We start from the raw sequence: 21647 nt of genomic DNA on the forward strand, positions 1-21647 counted from the left end.
TTGTGCTTGTTATTGCCGCTTATGAGCTGCTCATTACAAAAAGAAGGTTTACCAAAAATAAAGCAAGGTGTTTTTGGTACGGTGACTTGGGTAGAGGGAAATATGATGCCATCCCCAGATGCGCCTGAATCTGCTGGTGCTAGAACAATAGAGCGTGAAATAAGAATTTATGAAGCTTTGACTTTTAAACAGGTAAAAGGCGAAGCGCCATTATTTACAGCTGTGGAGGGTAAATTGGTTAAAACAATAAAATCAAATGCTAAAGGTTTTTTTAAATGCGAATTACCAGTAGGTAGCTATTCTATATTTTCTGTGGAGTCGGAGGGGAAACTATTCGCAAATAATTTTGATGGAAATGGTTTAATTAATGCTGTAACGGTGACTCAAGGTGAAGCGGTTAAATTGGATATTCAAATTAACTATAAGGCGGCATATTAAACTAAAATTTATACAGAAATGTGGTGATAATGGATTGACTGCTAGAGCTATAAAATCTATGATATTTGCTTAAAATTCTTTTTTCAGTGAAAAAACACCTAATATTGTAATAATTTCTTTAAAGTGTTTTTTATAAGAGATTTGATGATTTTATGACTGGACCCATTACTAGAAAAACATTTTACAGGGCTTTAACATTCGTATTCTTTGGTATAGTTTGCAGCCCTTTCGTATCTGCACAACCTCTTCCTCCATGTGAAGATGGTTCTATTCCGGAGCCAGGTGCAGATTGTGTTGATACTCCTGCTCCAATTGATGGTGGTGCAAGTATACTTATTGCAGCAGGTGTTGCCTACGGTTTAAAAAGGGCATACGATAAACGTAAGCAAAATAAAGAAGCGGATATAGCTTAATACTTATTCCGCTTTCTCTAAAATTCCTTCTCTTTTTAAGATATATTCAAAGATGCCTTCAATAGGCTTTTGAAGCGTTTTGCCAATTTTTAAATTGTTTTCTGCAAATACAGCACGCAGTTCATCTTGGTAATAATAGCTAATAGAACCTACAAAGTTGCACTCTAAATTTTTGTAGTTCTTATAGTCTTTTACGTTGGTGTCTATAAATTCTTGGAAACCATCCTTCAACGTTTTTTGTATAAAAGGATGCTGCCTGTTGTGTATCATAAATCTACTAAAAGCAGCTAAGTATGAATTTGGAAAAGGTTTTTGGTAAATGTTCTCTACAGCAATATCTTTTGTGATTTCAAACTCTTCAGCAAAAGCATCTCTTAACTCTGTTGGCATTGTCTTGTGTAAATAAGAAATCAACATCTTCTTGCCGAAGTAGGTGCCAGAGCCTTCATCGCCCAAGATATAGCCTAAGCCATGTTTGCCATTATAAAGCTTTTCGCCATCGTAGTAAGCAATGTTTGAACCAGTCCCTAAAATACAAGCCAAACCTTTTTTGTCACCGCATGTTGCATAGGCCGAACCTATCAAATCGTGGTCTACGCTAATGAATGCATTTTTAAAGAATGAGGATAGCCCATTGGAAACAATTTCATGTTTATCAGGATTGAGACAGCCAGCACCAAAAAAGTAAACTTCCTTTATTTCATTTGCTACAGCAGAGATTTCTTTGTTTTTAGAAAGAATTCTCACTACATCTTGCGCATTTGCAAAATATGGGTTAATACCTTGCGTACTGAAAGAGAGTGTTTGTTCTGGGCTGTAGGCCATCCAGTCTGTTTTGGATGAACCGCTATCTGCGACTAAAATCATCCTCTAAAATAATAAATTTTTTTAAAAAGTAGGGACGAAGATTTGTTGGGCGAAAGATTTTTCGCCCTTAAGGTTATTGTAAATTCAATGTGCCGCTAATCTGCTTTAAATAAATTTCTGCCAATTTGCCTTGATATTTGATTTCAAGATATCTGTTGTTCGCGTCAATGGCATTTCTTTGTGCTTCCCTTAATTCCAAAGGAGCGATATTGCCTAATCTGTATTTTTCTAAGGTGATATCTAAGTTCTGGTTCGCGATATCAATATTCCCTTTTTCCAGTTTTGCTAGCTCTATAAAAGTCGAATAATCTTGGTAAGCACTGATTAATTGAGCGGACAGGTTTTGCTTGGTTTGGTCTAGCTGGAGATTTGCAGTGCTAATATTCACCTTCGCATTTCGTTCGTTTTGGCGTTGTAAGAAGCCATTGAAAATATTAAAGCTAGCGGTTAGTCCGTAGCTGAAGCCTTTTGCTCTAAACTGCGTATTAAATCCCGTTGGAGATTCGCTTTTGTTAAAATCGTAGCCACTGTTTACGCTAATTAAAGGGTAACGAGCTCCTTGAACTTGTTTTAAATTTAATTCGGCAACTTTTTTATTTAAAATAGCGCTTTGTAATGCCGGATTTAATTGCTCTAGCTGGGAAGCAAGTGTTGTGTAATTTAAATTTTCCTCAATAGCAAAGGCATTGTCTACTGTAAACTTAATATTTACATCCCTTGCTAATAACTGATTCAAAGTTACTTGATAGTTGTTGAGCAGGTTTTTTTGCTGCAAATAAGTTGAAGTATCTGTATTATAATCAACTTTTGCGGCAAGTACATCTAACTTAGAACCACGACCAATTTTCAGTTTACTATCCGCAATGCGTAAGCGAAAAGCTGAAACATCAATCGTACTATCTGCAGCGACAACCAGTTGTTGTTGTTTGGCTACATTGTAATAAGCTGAAATTACATCCGTTATGGTGGTTAAAATTTGTAAATCGGCATTTTTTTCGCCTTGCTGACGTAAGGTTTTTAAGCGCTCATAATTAGCAAACATGGTAAAGCCATCAAAAATTGTCCAATCTAGGCCTACACCGTAGCCCATATTGCTGTTACGAGCTCCGTTTATCCTTCTTTCAGTTCCACTTGCTTGCGTTTGAAGGGTATTTTGTCTACTTCCTCCAGTATTAAAAGTAGCAGCCGCGATAGGTAACATGCCTGCATTACCCATATTCGCATTGTTTTTCGCGATCTCGACTTCGTTTTTAATTAATTTGATGTCGTAATTGTTCTGTAAAGCAATGCTAATCGCTTCTTTTAAAGTTAACTTCTCTTGTGCATTAACCATTGAAATGCTGCAAAAGCATATCGAAAGTGCAGCGAACAATCCATATATATAATGTTTCATTTTCAATTTCGCTAGTGGTTTTTAGGTTGTTCTTCATCGGCCAATGCCGCAGCTAAAGATGCTTTTAAATCCGTATTTTCTTTGTGTTCTTTAGACCAGAGCGAGTAAATAGCAGGAATTACAAATAGCGTAAGAATTAAAGAAAACATGGTTCCACCGATAATTACGGTTCCCATACTCATTCTACTTTTTGCTGCAGCTCCTAAAGCCATTGCAATTGGTAATGCCCCAATGGCAATAGCCAAACTTGTCATTAAAATAGGGCGTAACCTTGAAACTGCTGCTTCTCTAATGGCTTCCTGCACCGATTTGCCTTGTTCTTTCAACTGATTGGCAAACTCTACAATTAAAATGCCGTTTTTAGTTACCAAACCAATCAACATAATGGTGCCAATTTGGCTAAAAATATTCCAGCTTTGTCCGCATAACCAGAGTGATAAAAAAGCACCAGCAACAGCCATTGGTACCGTTAGGATAATGATGATTGGATCTTTAAAGCTTTCGAATTGTGCTGCCAAAATTAGATAAACAAGCAATAAAGCTAATCCAAAGGCGAACATGGTGTTAGATGAACTTTCTTTAAAATCTCGAGATTCACCACTTAAATCAGTAGTAAAACTTTCATCTAGCACTTTCGCTGCAATTCTATCCATGGCTTCAATGCCATCACCAATACTTTTTCCTGGCGCCAAACCAGCAGAAACGGTAGCTGAGATAAATCTATTGTTGCGATACAATTGTGGTGGACTGCTTTCTTCTTTGGCCGTAACCACATTATCTAATTGAATGAGCTGGCCCTTGTCATTCCTGACATAAACAGAACTTAAATCTAGCGGGTCTTTTCTATTGCTCACGTCGAACTGACCAATCACTTGATATTGCTTGCCGTTCATGAAGAAGTAAGAAAAACGTTGCCCGCTTAATCCCAATTGTAAGGTTTGAGCAATATCAACAATGGAAATGCCCAAACTTTTTGCCTTTTCTCTATCTATGGTTAAGTTAATTTCTGGCTTGTTAAATTTCAGGTTTACATCGGAAGTGGTAAAAGTTGGGTCTTGTGAAACTTCCTCCATAAATACTGGAACTTTTTCACGAAGCTTCTCGAAGTTTTGAGCTTGTATAATGTAACTGATTGGTAAACCACCTCTTCTGCCTACTGAAATGGTGGGTTGTTGCGTTACGGTAACTTTGCCTTCAGTATATTTTCTAGTGATTTTTGTAAGCTTTTCTGCAACTTCTTTTTGACTCCTTTCACGGTCACCTGGGTCAATTAAGCCCATTCTTACAAAGCCAGAGTTGGTTGCACCAGCACCGCCAAAGCCTGGGGAGGTGATGGTGATGTTCACATTTTTTTCAGGAATAGAATCTAAAACCATCTGGTTAATTTTCATCACGAACCTGTCCGTAAATGCAAATGAAGATCCTTCTGGTGTACTTACATTCATGTTGATGGCACTTCTGTCATCATAAGGTGCAGTTTCTTTTGGTAATACTTTCCAAAAAAGAAAAATTAGACCTGCGCAAAATAAAATGATAGGTGCTGCCAACCAACGACGCTTTAAAAACTTCTCTAAGTTGGTTTGGTAGCCTTCGTTTAGTTTTACAAAGTAAGGTTCGGTTAGCCTATAAAATTTAGAGGGTTTGTGTCCACCTTTTTTCATCAAATAAGCGTTCAACATTGGTGTTAAAGTCAGCGATACAAATGCCGAAATTAATACGGCAGCGCCAATGGTAACCCCGAACTCTCGAAATAGCCGTCCAACAAATCCTTGCAGGAAAATTACAGGTAGAAACACAGCAGCCAAAGTGATGGAAATAGAAATTACCGCAAAGAAAATTTCATTTGAACCTTTAATTGCCGCTTCAATAGGAGAGTAACCTTCCTCTACTTTTTTGAAAATATTTTCGGTTACAACGATGCCGTCATCCACCACTAAACCCGTTGCCAAAACAATAGCTAATAAGGTTAATACATTGATGGAAAATCCAAAAATGTACATGATAAAGAAAGTAGCGATTAGTGATACTGGAATATCAATCAACGGCCTAAAAGCGATGCCCCAATCTCTAAAAAAAAGATAGATGATGAGGATAACCAGCACCAAAGAAATCAAAATGGTTTCGGCTACTTCAGTTACCGAACTTTTGATAAATCTTGTAGTATCTAAAGATATTTTCAACTTGATATCTGCAGGCATATCTGCTTGTAGCTTGTCAAATCGAGCATAAAACTCTTTACTAATGTCTAAGTAATTAGCGCCTGGTTGAGGAATTACGCCAATAGCCACCATGGGTTTTCCTGATTCGCGAAGTACAGTTTCTTCGTTTTCAGAGCCAATTTCGGTAACCGCTACATCTTGCAAACGTACCACACTAGTGCTATCATTTTTGATAATCAGGTTGTTGAATTCCTCTGCATTAACAAGCTTTCCTAAAGTTTTTACGGTAAGTTCTGTGGCTGCACCCGTTAGTTTTCCGGAAGGTAATTCTACGTTTTCTCTATCCAGTGCAGTAACAATATCTTGCGAAGTTAAGCCGTAAGAAGCTAGTCGGGTAGGGTCTATGCGAATACGCATCGCATATTTACGCTGCCCTTGAATTTGCATACTACTTACCCCAGGAATGGTCTGTATTCTGTCCGCAATTACGTTTTCTGCAAAATCACTTAAATCAGTTACGCCGCGTTTATCACTTTGGATGGTCATGGAGATAATCGCATCCGAATTTGCATCAGCTTTGCTTACGATAGGCAAGCCATCAATATCTTTTGGTAAATTTCTTGCTGCTTGCGAGACTTTATCACGAACGTCATTCGCAGCCACATCAATGTCCTTCCCTAAGTTAAATTCAACGGTGATATTGCTTGTTCCCTGATTACTCGATGACGTGATATTTCTAATTCCGTCAATGGAGTTGATAGATTTCTCCAACGGTTCGGTAATCTGAGATTCGATAATATCTGAATTGGCTCCTGGATAAGAAGTTCGAACAGAAATAATCGATGGATCAATCGAAGGATATTCTCTGATACCTAAAAAATTATAGCCAATTACCCCAAAAAGGATAATCACTAGGTTCATTACAATGGCTAGAACCGGACGTTTGATACTGGTGGTCGAAATGCTCATACCTAGTTCTTAGCGATGTTAACTTTTACTTCTGCGTCAGGTTTTAAAGCCATTGCACCTGTGGTTAACACGGTATCTCCAACACTTAAACCTGAAAGCACTAAGATTTGGTCGGCAGTTCTGGTTCCTGTTTCAATAGGTACTTGTTGTGCTTTTCCATTTTTAGTAACATAAACCACTTTACCCTTCAATACTGGAATTACCGCTTCTGTAGGAATCAATATTGCATCATTGATGGCGCTTAAGGAAAGTTTTACCTTCGCAAAAGAGCCAGGAAGAAGCTCGTTGTTAGGATTTGGAGCTAAGGCTTTAATTTGTAGGGTTCTGGTTTGCTCGTTAATGCCTGGTTCTATCGCAAATATTTTTCCAGTATAAGTTTTATTATTACCATCGATATTAAATGAAATATTGCTGTTGGTTTTTAGTTGCGAAACATATTTCTCAGGAATAGAAAAACTGATTTTGACTGGATTGGTGCTTAGTAAATTAGCAATAGTAGTATTTGGAGTTAAATATTCTCCAACAGAGATACTACGTAAGCCAACTTTACCACTAAAAGGTGCAATAATGGTAGTTTTTGCCAATTGTGCCCTAATTAACTGCACTTGCGATTTTAATGCTTGCAACTCGGCTTGTGAAGTATCGTATTCTTCCTGACTGATGGCACCTTTTTCTAGCAATTGCTTTGCCCTATTTTCGTTGCTTGCAGAAAGATTTTGTCTGGTTAATGCTTCTCTAAGTTGCGCTTGGATGTCTCGGTCATTGATTTTAACGAGTGTGGCACCTTTGCTTACGTTACTTCCTTCTTTAAAATAGATGCCGGTTACCAAGCCTGCTACTTCACTTCTTAGGGTTACAGCCTCGTTGGCTTCTATACCACCCGTAATTTCTAGGTTCGAAGAAAAATCGGAAGTTTTAACTACTATCCCGTCTACATTTAAAGTAGCCCCACCTTTTGGACCTTTAGCAGCACCGCCGCCAGCTCCTCCGCCTTCAATTTTTTTGTTTTCAGTTATTCTGTGGTATACAAGATAAGCAAGGCCAAATGCCAGAACGACATACAATATATATCTTTTCTTCATGGAGAAATTAAATAGCTTTATTTTCGGTTTAGTTATGGTTTTTCGGTATTAATTTCGGAAAATTGCGAAATGAATACAAACAAAAATATCTATTTGTTTTGCCATTCTAATGATGTACTAACTATGTTACAGCACTTGCAGCATAAACATTTAAGAAAGCAGTTATAAATTATATTTTTGTAGCGAGAGCTTATGAATTAACCACATAGACAGAAAGTTCACAAAAATTTTTAGCTGTAGTAGTAATGAGGTACTGCAATCTTAATGCTAATCTTTAAATATTTGGTGTTGTCTGTACCTTGGTGGTATAAAACAAAACAATATAAATGAAAAAAATACTAGGAGTAGCATTATTGCTAACGTTAACAATGACAGCTAAATCGCAGGTTAAAATTGGCTTCGAGGTTTCTTTTAAAGAACCGCAGGCGCATTACGCAGAGATTGAAATGAACATGTCGGGTATTGCGACAAAAGATTATGTGGATTTAAAAATGCCAGTTTGGACACCCGGTTCTTATTTGGTACGCGAATTTGGTAAAAATGTAGAAAGTTTTTCTGCATCGGTAAATGGAAAACCAGCTAAAGTGCAGAAAGTTACCAAAAATACTTGGAGGGTTTTCAATGCAAAAGCTGCTGCTATTAAAGTTAATTACAGGGTTTATGCATTTGAGATTTCGGTACGTACGGCGTTTATCGACGAGTCACATGCCTTTCTTTCTTCGGCAGGTATTTTCATGTATCCAGCGGGGATGATTAAAAACCCAAGTACAGTAAAAATTGTACCTTTTGGTAAATGGGACCAAGTTAATACAGGTTTAGAGCCAGTTGTCGGTCAGAAATTTACTTACTACGCATCAGATTTTGATGTGCTTTTCGATAGCCCAATAGAAGTAGGTAACCAAGAAGTTTTTGAATTTAACGCTTCTGGTGTTAAACACATTGTTGCCATGTACGGTGGTGGTAATTACGATAAAGAGCGTTTAAAAGTAGATATGGCCAAAATTGTAGAACAAGGGACTGCAATTTTTGGAGATAATCCTAATAAACATTATACGTTCATCGTTCATAATTATGCGCAAGGCGGAGGCGGTTTAGAACATTTAAATTCTACCGTTTTAGGGGCTAGCAGAAATGCTTACGGTACAGAAAGAGGTTACAAAGGTTTCCTTTCTTTGGTTGCTCACGAATATTTCCACTTATGGAATGTGAAAAGATTGCGCCCAGTGGCATTAGGCCCATTTGATTATGATAACGAAAACTATACTACTAATCTTTGGACTGCAGAAGGTTTCACATCGTACTACGAAAATAAATTGTTGATTAGAGCTGGGGCAACTAACAAAGCCACGTTTTTAACTGATTTGGTAAATGGTTTAGGAACTGTAATTAATACGCCTGGTTCTAAAGTTCAGTCTGCTTCTTCTTCAAGTTTCGATGCTTGGATTATCGGTTATCGTCCTAATGAAAACTCTAAGAACAACTCTATTTCTTATTATAGCAAAGGCGAGATTGTTGGTTTATTGATGGATTTGGAAATTGCAAATGCAACTAAGGGAGCTAAGAGTTTAGATGATGTGATGAAAGCGATGTACGAACAAGGAAACATTCAAAAACGTGGCTATACTGATGCTGAATTTAAGGCAATGGTTGAAAAAATCAGCGGAATCAGTTTTACTAAGTTTTGGGAAAAATATATTGACGGCACAGATGATATCGATTTTGAAAAATTCTTTGCCTACGCTGGAATTGATGCCTCGAGAGAAATTTCTTCTCCAGGAAAACCATATACAGGAGCTTCGTTAAAGGTTGATAGAAGCGTAACAGTGGGTGGTGTTTCTAGAAACTCGCCAGCATGGGTACAAGGTTTAAATGTTAACGATGAAATTTTAGCTTTAGACGGTTCTGGTATAATTGATGAGATGCGTGCGATCAGATTACCAAATCCAGGTTTAACTTTAGAGGCTTTGCCAGCCATTGCTAAGAAACAAGTTGGCGAGTTGGTAGAGGTGACCGTAAGAAGAGATGGTTTAGAGAAAAAGATATCTTTGAAATTAGAAGAAAGTCCTAATGTTCGTATCAAAGCTAACTATAACGAAAATGCTACTCCACAACAATTGGCAGTAAGAAAAAGATGGATGGGAGTGAATTAATTTTCATCCAAAAGGTTTTATAAAAGAAAAGCCCCGATGTAAAAATCGGGGCTTTTCTTTTTCTGTTTAAATCTTATTTAAAGATATATCTAAAACCGATTTGGAATCTAGCAGCTTCAAAGTTGTTACCGCCATCGAAAAATTGCCAAGCTGGTCTCCAATCTAAGCCTAAGCCTAGTGGTGCTCCACTAATTTTGTAATCTAAACCAGCATTTGGTCTAATTAAGAAATTAGTATTGTTATTGCCAATTGCTACACCAGGACCTGCTCCAAGATTCCATCTCAATCCTTGAGCACCTTTAATATCACCGTGATATAAGTACAAGCCTTGAATAAAAGTTGCACCATCTGCGAAAAGAATATCACCTTCTAACGCTCCATTAGCATTTATAAAGTGTTTAATGTGTGGTCCTACTAACGTACGGCCATCTCCAAAATCAATTGCTAAACCAGCAGCAGTTTTGTAGTCTTGGGCATTTGCTTTAGACAAGTTAATTGTGAAAAGAGCTGCGCCAGCGATTAATGTAAATAGTAATTTTTTCATAATATCTTGATTATAGTAATTAAATGCACTCTAACAACATCCATGCCGATGTAATTGTTCTGTAAAAAAGTTTGGTTGTTTATAATAAAATACCATTATCTGTTTTTTGACGTTATGGCTCGTTTGTTAGCTTATGTGATTGAAAATCAGAATATTTTTTTTAGGTATTAAGCACTTATTGCACTAAATGTTTTTAGACTTTAATTAAAGTGTAATTTCTTGAAAACTGTTTTTAAAACTGTACAGTTTTATAGAGTTTGCTTGTGAGATCTTTTCGTAGGTTTACTGTTATAGTATGATTTCTTCTACTTAAGTTAGATTTAGCTGAAGGATAAGTGTTTGTATCTTAATGCTGTTTTGTGTGTTTTTAAGTGTTTTTGTGAAAAAACAACTACGATTTTGCGGCTTTTTTCCCCGGAAGAATATAATGGACAAAAAAGAAATGTGGGTTTTGATGTGCTGAACGCATTATTTAGCCTTTGGATTGTTATTTGGTTAATAGGGGCGATGCGCATAACAATTGTAGACGATCATAGATTACTTTCTGAGCTATTGAAGCTTTCCTTGTCTGAGTTTGATTTTATTGAAGCAATTCACGTGTACAACAGTGCAGAAAATTATTTGGCTCATGTTGAAGTGATACATGCTGATATTTTAATAGTGGACATGATAATGCCTGGTGTCAACGGCATTGATGTGATAAAGCATTGTAGGAAAATCCGTAAAAAATCAGATTTGAAAATCCTAATGTTGTCAACCGTTATCGATACTAACTCAATTAGAGAAGCTTTTATTGCTGGTGCAAATGGATACTTATGTAAAGATGCAAGTATTGAAGAGCTCATCAAAGCCATTAAATTCGTTCATCATGAAGAGAATAAGTCTTATATAGGAGAGAGCATCAGAGATTTACTTCTTCAATCTCAGTTGTTCGAAGCCGTTAAATTTTCCCTTTCGCCAAGAGAAAAAGAGCTGCTTAATTTGATCTGTAACGGACGAACAATGAAAGAAGTGGCAGCAGACTTAGCCCTAAGTAAAAATACAGTTCAAAGTTACATGAAACAGTTAATGCGTAAAATGGAGGTAAATCGAACACCAGACCTGATTTTGAAAGCAATCAAGTACGGTTTATTCCATCCTAGCTCAATAGCTTAATAGTTTATTCAATACCAAGCGACACATTAATTTGCATGCCCTTTGTTGTATTGGTGACCTCGAAATTTCCGCCTAAATCGGCTATGCTACTTCTCAAAGCCGCTAAACCAAAACCCTCTCTTATATCATCTTTCCCACTTTTGCCATCATCATTAAACTGAATGTTGCAAACATGGTCTTGAAATTTAATACTAATCCAAATATTTTTTGCCATTGCATGTTTAATCGTATTTGATATACATTCTTTCAGTAAAAAATAAATGTTTTTCGTTTGTGCTGTATCTAGTTTTTTAAGGAGCTCATCTTCGTTAAGTTCAATGTGTAACTCCAATAATCCTAAGGTTAAAAATTGATGACGTAATTTTTCTAAATAGGATGATATGTTGTAAGATACTGTACTATCATTGATTGTTGTATTGCTAGATAATTCGTGGCTGTAATTTCTAGCTTCCTTATATATCACGCTAATTTCTGCTGCAAGGTCTCTAAATTTTTTTCTTTCTTCAATGTTCGTTGCCTTAGCTTCAAAATCTTCCGCCAAAAATCTTAGCGTTACCAAACTGCCACTTAAATCATTGTGCAATCTCCTACCTATAGCAGTTCGCTGAGCAATAATAGCCTTTGTTCTTTCTGCTTGTAGTTCAAAATCATGTTTTATTAAAATTTCTGAAGCCCGTTTTTTCTCCTTTTCAAGCTCAAGCTTTTTACGCATAACTTCTGTTTTAATCTCATATTTTTCTTTTAAATCTGCACTTGTTCGATAACTGATGGCGACGGAAAAGAAAATGATTTCACTAAAATATGCTAAGCTAGCATAGGTTGCCCCAGTAAACCCAAGTAAAATTCCACCATTAAAAACACTAATTAAATTGAAGCCATTAAACACCAACATGCAGATTGCACCTCTTAGGATATTTGTACTGGAAGTTTCTCTTTTTTCTTTAGACAGCAGATAAAGAATAATAAGACAGTAGGCGAAGATGGCGATGTTGAAGAGTAGAGCAACAATAGCAGAACTAAACTTTAAATGGATTGGGACGATGTAAATTAATGAATTTGCGATTACACCAAATGGGACGATAATGTAGTTCCTTTTATTCAATCTAATAAAAGGATTTTGCTCAGTCTTGGGGCCTCTTAAAGCTGATATAATCAAATTAAGATAAGTTAAATAAGATAACCAAAGGGTGGCCGTACAGTAAATGTAAGGTAATAATGGTGCTCTATCTGTTTTCCCATTTAATGTACCAATGGATTGGAGTAGATAAGCTAGGCTAACCCATAGGTAAATATTATAGTGTTTAAGTAGAAGCGATCTATTGAACAAATAGAATATAGTGTAGCAAATAGAAACGATTAGTAGTGCCCCAACGGTAAACAAAGGGATCAAATCATCGAGCTTGAAATGATAAAGCATAAACGGAAAATTTTAAATAGGTAGTGGAAGATGTTTGTTTGGATTTAGCTTATTAGCTCGAATCCAAGTTTAGTTTGGCAGTTAGCATAATTACATCAAGTTACAAAATTAATTCTTCAGAGCTTCATTTTTCCACATAAATCTGAGCATACGGATACCCCTAATTTGGGGTATTAAGTAGTGTGTTTTTGGGCTATTTACTACAAGGGTATTCTCTGCAATTTTGCCAAATCAATACATAAGTAACCAAGTATAGTTTGATTAGTAAGTTGATGTTTCTCAATTGAATAATGCTTTTGTTGAACACCAATAAATCTGATCCGCTTTTCTATTTCTTGGTCGAATTATTTTGAAAATTTTTATCAAGATACATACAACTCCCCATGAATTATGATTAAATTATTAAACAAATTACTCCAGAGCTTACCATTTGGCAAAATGGGTTTAGCACTAGCAACATTTTTAATTTCATCTATTTCCTTATTCGGACAAACTATTGTAGCCACTGGAACAAATGGTAGCTGCCCAAATAGTGCATTAATTTCGGTAACTGCCAGTGGTTTTGCCACAAACGCAAATATGTCCTATCGATTGAAGGATGCCAATACTGGTAACTACGTACAACCTGTAGATGGCTCTTATCAAGTTGGTACAACGTTTAATGGTTTACATTCTGGAACTTATATTGTTGAGGCGCTAGACCAAACTAATAACGTTAGCGCAAATGCTCCGCCAACCTCCGTAAACATAACTTATGTGCCGATGGAACTCACTTACACTAAAACAGATGTTTTGTGTGCGGGTGCAAGTACAGCACAAATTGTTGTTTCGGCAACAAATGGCAGTTCAGCTTATAGCTATGCGATTACCGCAGGTCCTGTGACCAGACCAGCACAACCGAGTGCTACATTTACAAATTTACCAGCTGGAAATTATACCATTTCGGTTACGGACGGATGTAATGTAACCAAACCTTTGTTGGTAACTATAGTAGAGAGTTTGGTTAACATTAATGGCATCAGTGACATCATGTGGCCTAGCCTTGCGAATGTCACTCCTGGTGATTGCTCTGCCAGACAATTTAGTATATACGATTTAATGACTAATGGCATGCAAGGTGCAGTAACTGGTGGTCGTATTCGTATTTCTTATGAATATCCGGCAGGGTCGGGAATCATTTATGGTGAAAATGGCGTGGTGGGTGCTCCGGGTGTAGCTTATAATGGTGGTGGCCCAAATGCTGGAGCAGTTCCTTTTCCTGCTGCTTTGGGAGTACCTAACCAATCGTACAACGTTATTGTAACTGGTGATTGTGGTACTCAAAAAAAATTGGGACCTTTCACTCCTGCTGCTAAACAGATAAGTGTAGACACCAAGTTTTGTAATGGAGACATTATACTTGATGTAAAAACTTTGGGCAATACTTGCTTAAATGTAACGCTAACTTTTACAGACAATATTACTTCAGCAGTACATCCCTTTACAATTACAGCTGCAACAACCGTAATTACTAATTCAGGCTTAGTCCCAGGACGTACTTATACTGTAACCGCGGTAGATGGTACTGGTAGTTTGATAGGTACTGTTGGAAACACATTTATTGGTACAAATCAGATGCAGCCACAATCTACCAGCGGTCCAGCCTCATTGATTTTTCAAAATCACGATGTTTGTAATAATTTAATTAGGCCAATGGTTTACCTGCCTGAAGGCTTTGTGGGGCCTGCCACAGCAACAATTGTGAGTGGTCCAGCAGGTACAGTGGGAACAACCGTAACTAAAAATCTTGCCTTTACAGATAACACTATTGGTTTTGATCTTTTACCATTTGGCGCTTATACTGTTTCCTATAGCACTACATGCCAATCGGGTACAGTTTCAGGTAACTATGATTTTACTCCATCTGCAATGACTGCTCAGCAAACACCTACTTGTTCTGGAGCAGACGTTCAAGTAAGTGTTTCTGCCTCAATAAGGAACGAGAACGGTAGTGTTTCTTCATTTCATAACGGTGCAGTAACCATACTTGTGGGCAGTGCATCAAATGTAGGTGCCAATTACACAATTGACAATACAAATGCAGGTGTTGTTAATTTTACCAATTTAACTCCCGGGGTTTACAAATTTGGATTAACCTACTACGGAGCCTCTTGTGTTGTAAATGAGATTACCGTAAATATAGTACTACCACTAGAGCCAATTACCGTTAACTCCTCAAGTACGGGTGGTTATGTATGCAATAATTTACCTGCTACCACTGGTACGCTTGTTATAGATGCAACATCTGCTACCAGTTCTAATTTGTATTACTCAATTGATAATGGTACAACTTATGGTGCAGCTAATGTAAATACTTTTTCTAATGTGCCCTACGGTACCAATGGAGAAGTTTTAGTTAGAGTAAAAGATGATTGTGGAAATTTCATTAGCCACATAGCCTATTTAGCAGTTGCTCCTAATGCAACAGCTACAGGAAATCAGCAAACTGCATTAGATGTTTGCGGAGGAGAAACTGTGAATCTAAATGTGAACGTGGTGGGAGCTACTAGCTATAATTGGACTGGACCAAATGGCTTCTCAGCTAATATTAAAAACCCTGTCATCAATAGTATTGCTTCCAACCAAGCAGGTGTATATACCGTTACTGTGGTAACCGGTTGCGGTGCAAGAACTACAGATGTTATGGTAACTGTAAATCCAAAACCAGTTGTTCCAGCTATAGGTAACACAGGCAATGTGTGTGTGGGTAGTAAAAGAATATTAACAAATGCGACTACGGGTGGTGTTTGGACAAGCGCCACACCAGCGGTTGCAACTATCGATACAACAACAGGTGAGGTAACAGGTGTAAGTGCAGGTACTTCAGTAATTACCTATAAAGTTACCTCAGGAACTTGTAGTACTGAAGTTAACTATAACATTACCGTTGATGCGCAACCAGTAACGAGTATAATGATGCCTCCTAGCGCTGGAGCCGCCTCGCAATCCGTAGAGGTGAATACACCAATTAACACTATTATTTATTTACTAAGTGGCGCTCCGGGTGCTTTCGATCCTACTTCTTCAGGAGTAGTGACAGGCCTGCCAGCGGGTATTAATTTTATTTATAATTCAACCTTGAGTAATGGTATTGTACGAATTTCGGGTACACCAACAGTTATCGGTACTTTCCCTTATGAGGTAAAAGTAAAAGCTTCGTCTTCAACAGCTTGTGAGACAATATTGACAGGTACGATAACTGTAACTGCTTCTACTGCAACGCTTGTACTAAGTTCTGCAGCAGGTTCAAATGTACAACGTTTCTGTATCGGCGGTGCGGTATCTCCTGATATGGTATTTACCACTACCAATGCTACCGCGGTAAGGGTAAGCACAGGAGCATTGCCTGCAGGTGTAAATGGCGTATTTGATATAGCTACACAAACCTATACCATTAGCGGTACGCCAACGGTAACAGGTTCATTCCCTTTTGAGCTTACCGCTACAGGAGCTGGAAGCCCAGCTGTATTAGGTGGCAATAGCATTACCATTGATACGCCACCAGTAACGAGCGTAGTGATGTCTCCTACTTCAGGAACGGCTTCTCAAACTGTAGTTGTAAATACACCAATTACCGGAATTTTCTATCTATTAAATGGTGCTTTTCCTAGCACAACTGTTGGAGTAGTAACTGGCCTGCCAGCAGGTGTAAGTTGGAATGTAGTTACAAATGCAGCTACTGCATTTGTGCAAATTTCGGGTAGCCCAACAGTTACAGGCATCTTCCCTTATCAGATAAAGATAAAGAGTTCTCCTTCATCAACATGTGAAACTATATTAACAGGTACAATTACAGTAAACGATCCTCCCGCAACAATTAGACTTACTTCTGCGGCAGGTTCAAACATGCAGAACTTCTGTATTGGTAGTTCAGTATCTCCAATTATGGTATTTACTACTACCAATGCTACGGCTGTAACTATAAGTACAGGGGCATTACCTGCAGGTGTAACAGGCGTATTTAATCCTGCTAGAAGCTCCTATGCAATAAGTGGTACGCCAACAGTAACAGGTTCATTCCCTTTTGAACTTACCGTTACAGGACCTGGAGGCTCTTCTGTGCTTACAGGTAGCAGTATCACCGTTAAACCAAACAGTGCCATAGCTTTAGCTAGTGGTAATGGACAAATATTATGTACAGGAACAGCGATTAGCAATATTGTATTTAATTTAAGCAATGCAACTGGAGCAAGTGTTACTACAGGCATTTTGCCAGCAGGCTTAACAGGTATATTTAACTTAGCAGCTCAAACCTATACCATTAGTGGTACGCCAACAGCAGCGGCAGGATTAACAACTTATACAGTAACCGCTACAGGCGAATGTGCGCCAGCAACGGCAAACTTTACCTTAACGGCAAACGCATTGCCAGCTGCACCTTCTGTAGCTGTAACGCAACCTACCTGTGCTGTAGCTACCGGTGGTATCACCATTACGGGTGCTGCGGGTCACACCTATAGCGTGGATGGCGGAGCTTATAGTGCTACGCTTGCGTATACAGGTTTGGCATCGGGCAGCCATACGGTAAGGTCACAAAATGCGGCTGGTTGCGTTTCTCCTGCAACTACAGTTACCATCAATGCACAGCCAGTAATACCAGCTGCAACTATTAGTTATGGTAGTGGGGCATTCCAAGCAAACGGCACTTTAGCCGTTACACAAGTAGGTCAAGCAAATGGAACTTATACAGCAACTCCTGCGGGCTTGAGCATAAATGTAAATACTGGTGAAATAAATTTAAGTACGAGTACTCCAAATCGATTGTATACAATTACATATTCATTTACTAACGGTTCTTGTTCTGCAACAACTAGTACTACTGTCAAAATAAATTCAATACCTGCAACCATTAACTATGCTAGCACCTCTTTTTGTGCTACTGGTTCAGCTGCAGTTATTCAAACAGGTCCAACTGGCGGAACATATACTGCAAATTCTTCAAATCTTAAAATCAATGCATCTTCTGGTTTGGTTAATCTAGCCGCTAGCTTACCTGGCGTTTATACAATTACTTATACTTACCAAGATGAAGCTATAACAGCGGCTTCGAGTACAAATATTACGGTATTGGCAATGCCAACTGTAACCCTTGTTAGCAATTTAGGATTGAGTATTTCTAGAGGAGATGTAGTCAGTCTATCCGCAACGGGTGGTACAAGCTACAGTTGGACTGGAACAGACATCTTAACAGGGCAAGGTACCAATGTGTTACAGGTGCGTCCTAAAGCTACAACAACATATACGTTGATCGTAACTAATGCTAATGGCTGTAGCCAAACACAACAAATTACCATTAACGTTAAGGATGATTTGAAATTGATTCCTAATAATGTCATCACACCAAATGGCGATGGTAAAAATGATGTTTGGGTAATTAAAAACATCGATTACTACCCAAATAATAAAGTATCAGTATTTGACAGGGCAGGACGTAAGGTTTTCAGTGCTACTAATTATCAAAACAATTGGGATGGTAAATATAATGGTCTCGATTTAGCCGAAGCAGCTTATTTCTATGTAATAGATATGGGCAAAGGTTTCGGTTTAGTTAGAGGTACTATTAACATTATTAGAGATAACAATTAACAAACTTGTTAGGGTTGGGCAGGTAAATATTCTTGCCCAATCATTACGTCTATTTAAAAAGTTAGCTGTCCTATACAATTTAAATTTAAAATAATGAAGAAGCTATTAATCATATTATCAATGCTTATCATTGGTAAAACTGCCCACAGTCAGTTAAATCCAATGGGTAGTATATATTATCAAAATCAATATTTAGCAAATCCGGCAATGGCTGGTGTAAAATCTAATTGGGAGTTAAATGCTGCTTACAAATCTCAATGGAGTGCAATTGATGGAGCACCTAATATGCAGATGTTAAGTGCAACCTACGGTTCGGAAAGTAAAAAGGCCGGGTTTGGGCTTTTGTTTTTCAATGACAAAGCAGGCGTAGTAAAAACTATGAGCATAAAAGCTACCTATGCATATCACTTAACTTTAAATGGAAATAACAGTTTTATTGATTTTGGTTTGTCTGCTGGTATGTTAGATGAATGGGTAAATAGAGGAGAGGTTGTAGGTGATATCAGCGATGTTTCTTTAAGTAATTTTAATGACCGTAAGCTCAGTTTAGATGCAGACTTTGGTTTGGCATTTCGTAATAAGGGATTAACCTTGCAGGGCACATTGCCCAACTTAAGGAGATATTTAAAGAAAGAAATTGAACGCAATTTAGTAGATAGGTCTTTATATATGGCCGCCTTGTCTTATAAATTTGCCAATGAGGATAGAAGCTTGACCACCATTGAACCTAAAATTGCTTTTAGAGGTGTCGATAATTATAAGAATATAGTTGATGTTGGGGTAAATTTTGAGTTTAGTGGCGATAAGCTAATGTTAAGTAGTGTTTACCATACTTCTGGAAGTATTACATTTGGTGCGGGAACCACATACAAAAAGCAATTGGCCATACTTTGCCAATATACCACAAATACAAATGATTTATCTTCATATGCTAACGGAGAGGCTGAAATAGCTGTAAGGTATAGCTTTAAATAGTTTTTAAATGATGAAGGCTTTAGTTGCTGATGACGAACAGATTATACGTTTTGGATTGAAGCTTGTTCTTAAAAGCTTATGGCCAGATATAATAGTTAGTGAGGCTCAAACGCTTGATGGTGTGGCAGATTTAATCTCCACAAATGATTTCAATTTAGCTATTTTAGATATCAATATGCCTGGTAGTAGCGGTTTGGAAAACCTCATTGAATTTAGTCTTCAGAATACCACGGTGATTATTTTCTCGGGATATGAAAAAACAAGTTCTAGAATTGAGAGCCTAAAACAAGCAGGTGTAGATGAATTTATTTTTAAAGACGCTTCTGTTGCAGAAATCAAAGTGGCTTTGGTGAGTCATTTTTAAGAATGAAAAGCAATAGACGCTGAAAGGTTGAATATTGCTTATTGTCTTAACTTCAATAAGAATTTCATACAATAGATTTCAATAAGCCATAGCTATTTATTTAGTAGTGGCTTTTTTTATGCGTTGTAATAATTAAGTGGTTTTTTGTATGTCTCGAAACAAGAACAAGTAGAAGGTGTTGTATTTGTAAGACATTTACAAGTTGAAAATAATTATGCTTGCATAGTATAAACTTCATTTAAAAACATTAAATTAGGCTGTCTTACAATTGCTAAGAATTGTATTTCAGTGTATAGCCAATATAAAATTAATCGTATGTCAGCTTCAGTTACAAGGGTTTTCGACCTCCTAAAATACAATCAGGAGAAATTTTCAAAAGATGAATTTATAAGCGGAAAAATAAATGGCGAGTGGGTTAAATACAGCACACAAAAATTTTGTGAGGTAACCGATAATTTGAGTAAAGGCCTAACCACGCTCGGAATTAAAAAAGGTTCTCGAGTTGCCATCATTTCTACTAACAGACCAGAATGGAACGTTGGAGATTATGCGATTATGCAATTGGGTGCGTATCAGATTCCTTTATATCCCACACTTGCCGAACATGACATTAAGTTTATTGTTGAAGATGCAGAAATTACTGTAGTTTTTGTTGGCGATAAACAATTGCATGAGAAAATCACCAAAGTAATTGCAGAGGTAAAACACGAAGTTAAGGTCTATACTTTTGATAAAGTAGCTGGTGCTAGCCACTGGGAAGAATTGATAGAAGAAGGTAAAAAAACAGCGGTAGATTTAGAAAACTACAAAAAAGAGGTAGCTCCTGATGACATCCTTACACTAATCTACACATCTGGAACTACAGGTACGCCGAAAGGTGTAATGCTTACGCATGATAACTTAGTGCAGAATTTTAAAAAATCGGCGGTGCTCTTGCCGGATGGTGTTGCACATGGATTAAGCTTTTTGCCTTTGTCACATATTTTTGAGCGAATGATTTCTTATCTGTACGCCTATCTCAATATCTCTATTTATTATGCGGAAAGTATGGATACTATTGTGGCTGATATCCAATCTGTAAAACCAACTGTCTTTTCGACGGTCCCTAGGCTGTTAGAAAAAGTCTATGATAAAATAGTAGAGAAAGGAAAAGCTTTAACAGGCATTAAAAAGATGATTTTCTTTTGGTCGTTGAGCTTGGCAGAAAAATATGATACTGATAAAGGCTGGTGGTATACATTTAAGTTAGGTATCGCTAGAAAATTGGTGTTTAAAAAATGGCAAGAGGCTTTAGGAGGAAATATCCAAGTCATTATTTCTGGAGGAGCCGCTTTAAATCCACGTTTGGCGAGAGTGTTTTGGGCAGCGGGTTTACCAGTTTTTGAAGGATATGGGTTAACAGAAACTTCTCCAGTGATTTCGGTAAACTATTTTGATGCCATCAAGTTTGGCTCGGTAGGTAAACCTATTGAAGGGGTGGAAGTGAAAATTGCTCAAGACGGAGAGATCTTGGTGAAAGGTCACAACATTATGAAAGGCTATTATAACAAGCCTGAATTAACCGATGAGGCCATAGATAAAGATGGATTTTTTCATACTGGCGATATTGGTGAATTAACTGACGGTTATCTGAAAATCACTGATAGGAAAAAGGAAATGTTTAAAACTGCTGGAGGTAAATACGTGGCTCCACAGTTGATTGAAAATAAGATTAAGGAAGCGCCGCTAATTGAACAAATTATGGTGATCGGCGAAAATCGCAAATTCCCAGCTGCTTTGGTGGTCCCAAATTTCGAGACATTGAAAGGTTGGTGTAAGGTGAAAGGAATTGAATATGGTAGTAATGAAACTATCGTAGAAAATAAAGAAGTACACGAGAAGTTTAAAAGATTGATTGACGACGCGAATAAGGAATTTGGTAAATGGGAGCAAGTAAAACAATTTGATTTGTTACCGAAAGAGTGGAGCATTGATGGAGGCGAATTGACACCAAAGTTAAGTTTGAAACGTAAGGTCATCTTAGAAAAGAATAAAGAAACTATAGAAAAAATATATAAAGATGCAGAAAACTATCATCCCGAAGCTAAGTAAAAGGA

Annotated in this window: 14 protein-coding genes; 8 read left to right on the forward strand and 6 right to left on the reverse strand. The window is 37.4% G+C overall.

What is annotated here, in order from left to right; genetic code table 11:
• Positions 1-21 precede the first annotated feature (21 nt).
• Positions 22-438 carry a carboxypeptidase regulatory-like domain-containing protein gene (locus tag CRO54_RS13430; RefSeq protein ID WP_138765831.1) on the forward strand — a complete coding sequence of 139 codons (417 nt, stop codon included), beginning with the start codon at positions 22-24 and terminating at the stop codon, positions 436-438.
• 152 nt (positions 439-590) lie between these two features.
• Complete coding sequence (locus CRO54_RS13435) at positions 591-851, forward strand: PID-CTERM protein-sorting domain-containing protein (RefSeq protein WP_097132594.1); 261 nt, start codon at positions 591-593, stop codon at positions 849-851.
• A gap of 3 nt (positions 852-854) precedes the next feature.
• Here the strand turns inward: CRO54_RS13435 and CRO54_RS13440 are convergent, their stop codons facing one another.
• From CRO54_RS13440 to CRO54_RS13455, 4 genes are all read right to left on the reverse strand, one after another.
• Complete coding sequence (locus tag CRO54_RS13440; RefSeq protein ID WP_097132595.1) at positions 855-1718, reverse strand: N-acetylglucosamine kinase; 864 nt, start codon at positions 1716-1718, stop codon at positions 855-857.
• Between the two features lie 73 nt (positions 1719-1791).
• Entirely contained in the window at positions 1792-3111 is a 1320-nt protein-coding gene (locus CRO54_RS13445) for a TolC family protein (protein WP_097132596.1), read from the reverse strand.
• Between the two features lie 11 nt (positions 3112-3122).
• Positions 3123-6239 carry an efflux RND transporter permease subunit gene (locus tag CRO54_RS13450; protein ID WP_097132597.1) on the reverse strand — a complete coding sequence of 1039 codons (3117 nt, stop codon included), beginning with the start codon at positions 6237-6239 and terminating at the stop codon, positions 3123-3125.
• A 2-nt stretch (positions 6240-6241) separates the two neighbouring features.
• Positions 6242-7321: an efflux RND transporter periplasmic adaptor subunit gene (locus CRO54_RS13455; RefSeq protein WP_097132598.1), complete on the reverse strand. Its 1080-nt coding sequence runs from the start codon at positions 7319-7321 to the stop codon at positions 6242-6244.
• 326 nt (positions 7322-7647) lie between these two features.
• Between CRO54_RS13455 and CRO54_RS13460 the strand changes: the two genes are divergently transcribed.
• A complete protein-coding gene (locus CRO54_RS13460) occupies positions 7648-9471 on the forward strand; it encodes a M61 family metallopeptidase (RefSeq protein WP_240775107.1) in 1824 nt (607 codons plus the stop codon).
• Between the two features lie 73 nt (positions 9472-9544).
• Here CRO54_RS13460 and CRO54_RS13465 read toward each other — a convergent pair whose 3' ends face one another.
• The gene (locus CRO54_RS13465; protein ID WP_097132599.1) at positions 9545-10015 is read right to left on the reverse strand and encodes a hypothetical protein; all 471 of its coding nucleotides are present in this window, start codon (positions 10013-10015) and stop codon (positions 9545-9547) included.
• Positions 10016-10354: 339 nt separating this feature from the next.
• Here CRO54_RS13465 and CRO54_RS13470 point away from each other — a divergent pair, with 339 nt between their 5' ends.
• On the forward strand, positions 10355-11170 hold the full coding sequence (locus CRO54_RS13470; protein ID WP_138765832.1) for a response regulator: 816 nt from the start codon (positions 10355-10357) through the stop codon (positions 11168-11170).
• 4 nt (positions 11171-11174) lie between these two features.
• Here the strand turns inward: CRO54_RS13470 and CRO54_RS13475 are convergent, their stop codons facing one another.
• On the reverse strand, positions 11175-12326 hold the full coding sequence (locus CRO54_RS13475; RefSeq protein WP_138765833.1) for a sensor histidine kinase: 1152 nt from the start codon (positions 12324-12326) through the stop codon (positions 11175-11177).
• 651 nt (positions 12327-12977) lie between these two features.
• Between CRO54_RS13475 and CRO54_RS13480 the strand changes: the two genes are divergently transcribed.
• The 4 genes from CRO54_RS13480 (at position 12978) to CRO54_RS13495 (ending at position 21642) form a co-directional block, all read left to right on the forward strand.
• Positions 12978-18212 carry a T9SS type B sorting domain-containing protein gene (locus CRO54_RS13480; protein ID WP_097132602.1) on the forward strand — a complete coding sequence of 1745 codons (5235 nt, stop codon included), beginning with the start codon at positions 12978-12980 and terminating at the stop codon, positions 18210-18212.
• Positions 18213-18305: 93 nt separating this feature from the next.
• Positions 18306-19187 carry a PorP/SprF family type IX secretion system membrane protein gene (locus CRO54_RS13485; RefSeq protein WP_097132603.1) on the forward strand — a complete coding sequence of 294 codons (882 nt, stop codon included), beginning with the start codon at positions 18306-18308 and terminating at the stop codon, positions 19185-19187.
• Positions 19188-19197: 10 nt separating this feature from the next.
• Positions 19198-19551: a response regulator gene (locus CRO54_RS13490; RefSeq protein ID WP_179747345.1), complete on the forward strand. Its 354-nt coding sequence runs from the start codon at positions 19198-19200 to the stop codon at positions 19549-19551.
• A 315-nt stretch (positions 19552-19866) separates the two neighbouring features.
• Entirely contained in the window at positions 19867-21642 is a 1776-nt protein-coding gene (locus CRO54_RS13495; protein ID WP_097132605.1) for an AMP-dependent synthetase/ligase, read from the forward strand.
• Positions 21643-21647 lie beyond the last annotated feature (5 nt).

It is taken from the genome of Pedobacter xixiisoli (genome assembly GCF_900215335.1).
In the GTDB taxonomy this organism is placed as follows: Bacteria; Bacteroidota; Bacteroidia; order Sphingobacteriales; family Sphingobacteriaceae; genus Pedobacter; species Pedobacter xixiisoli.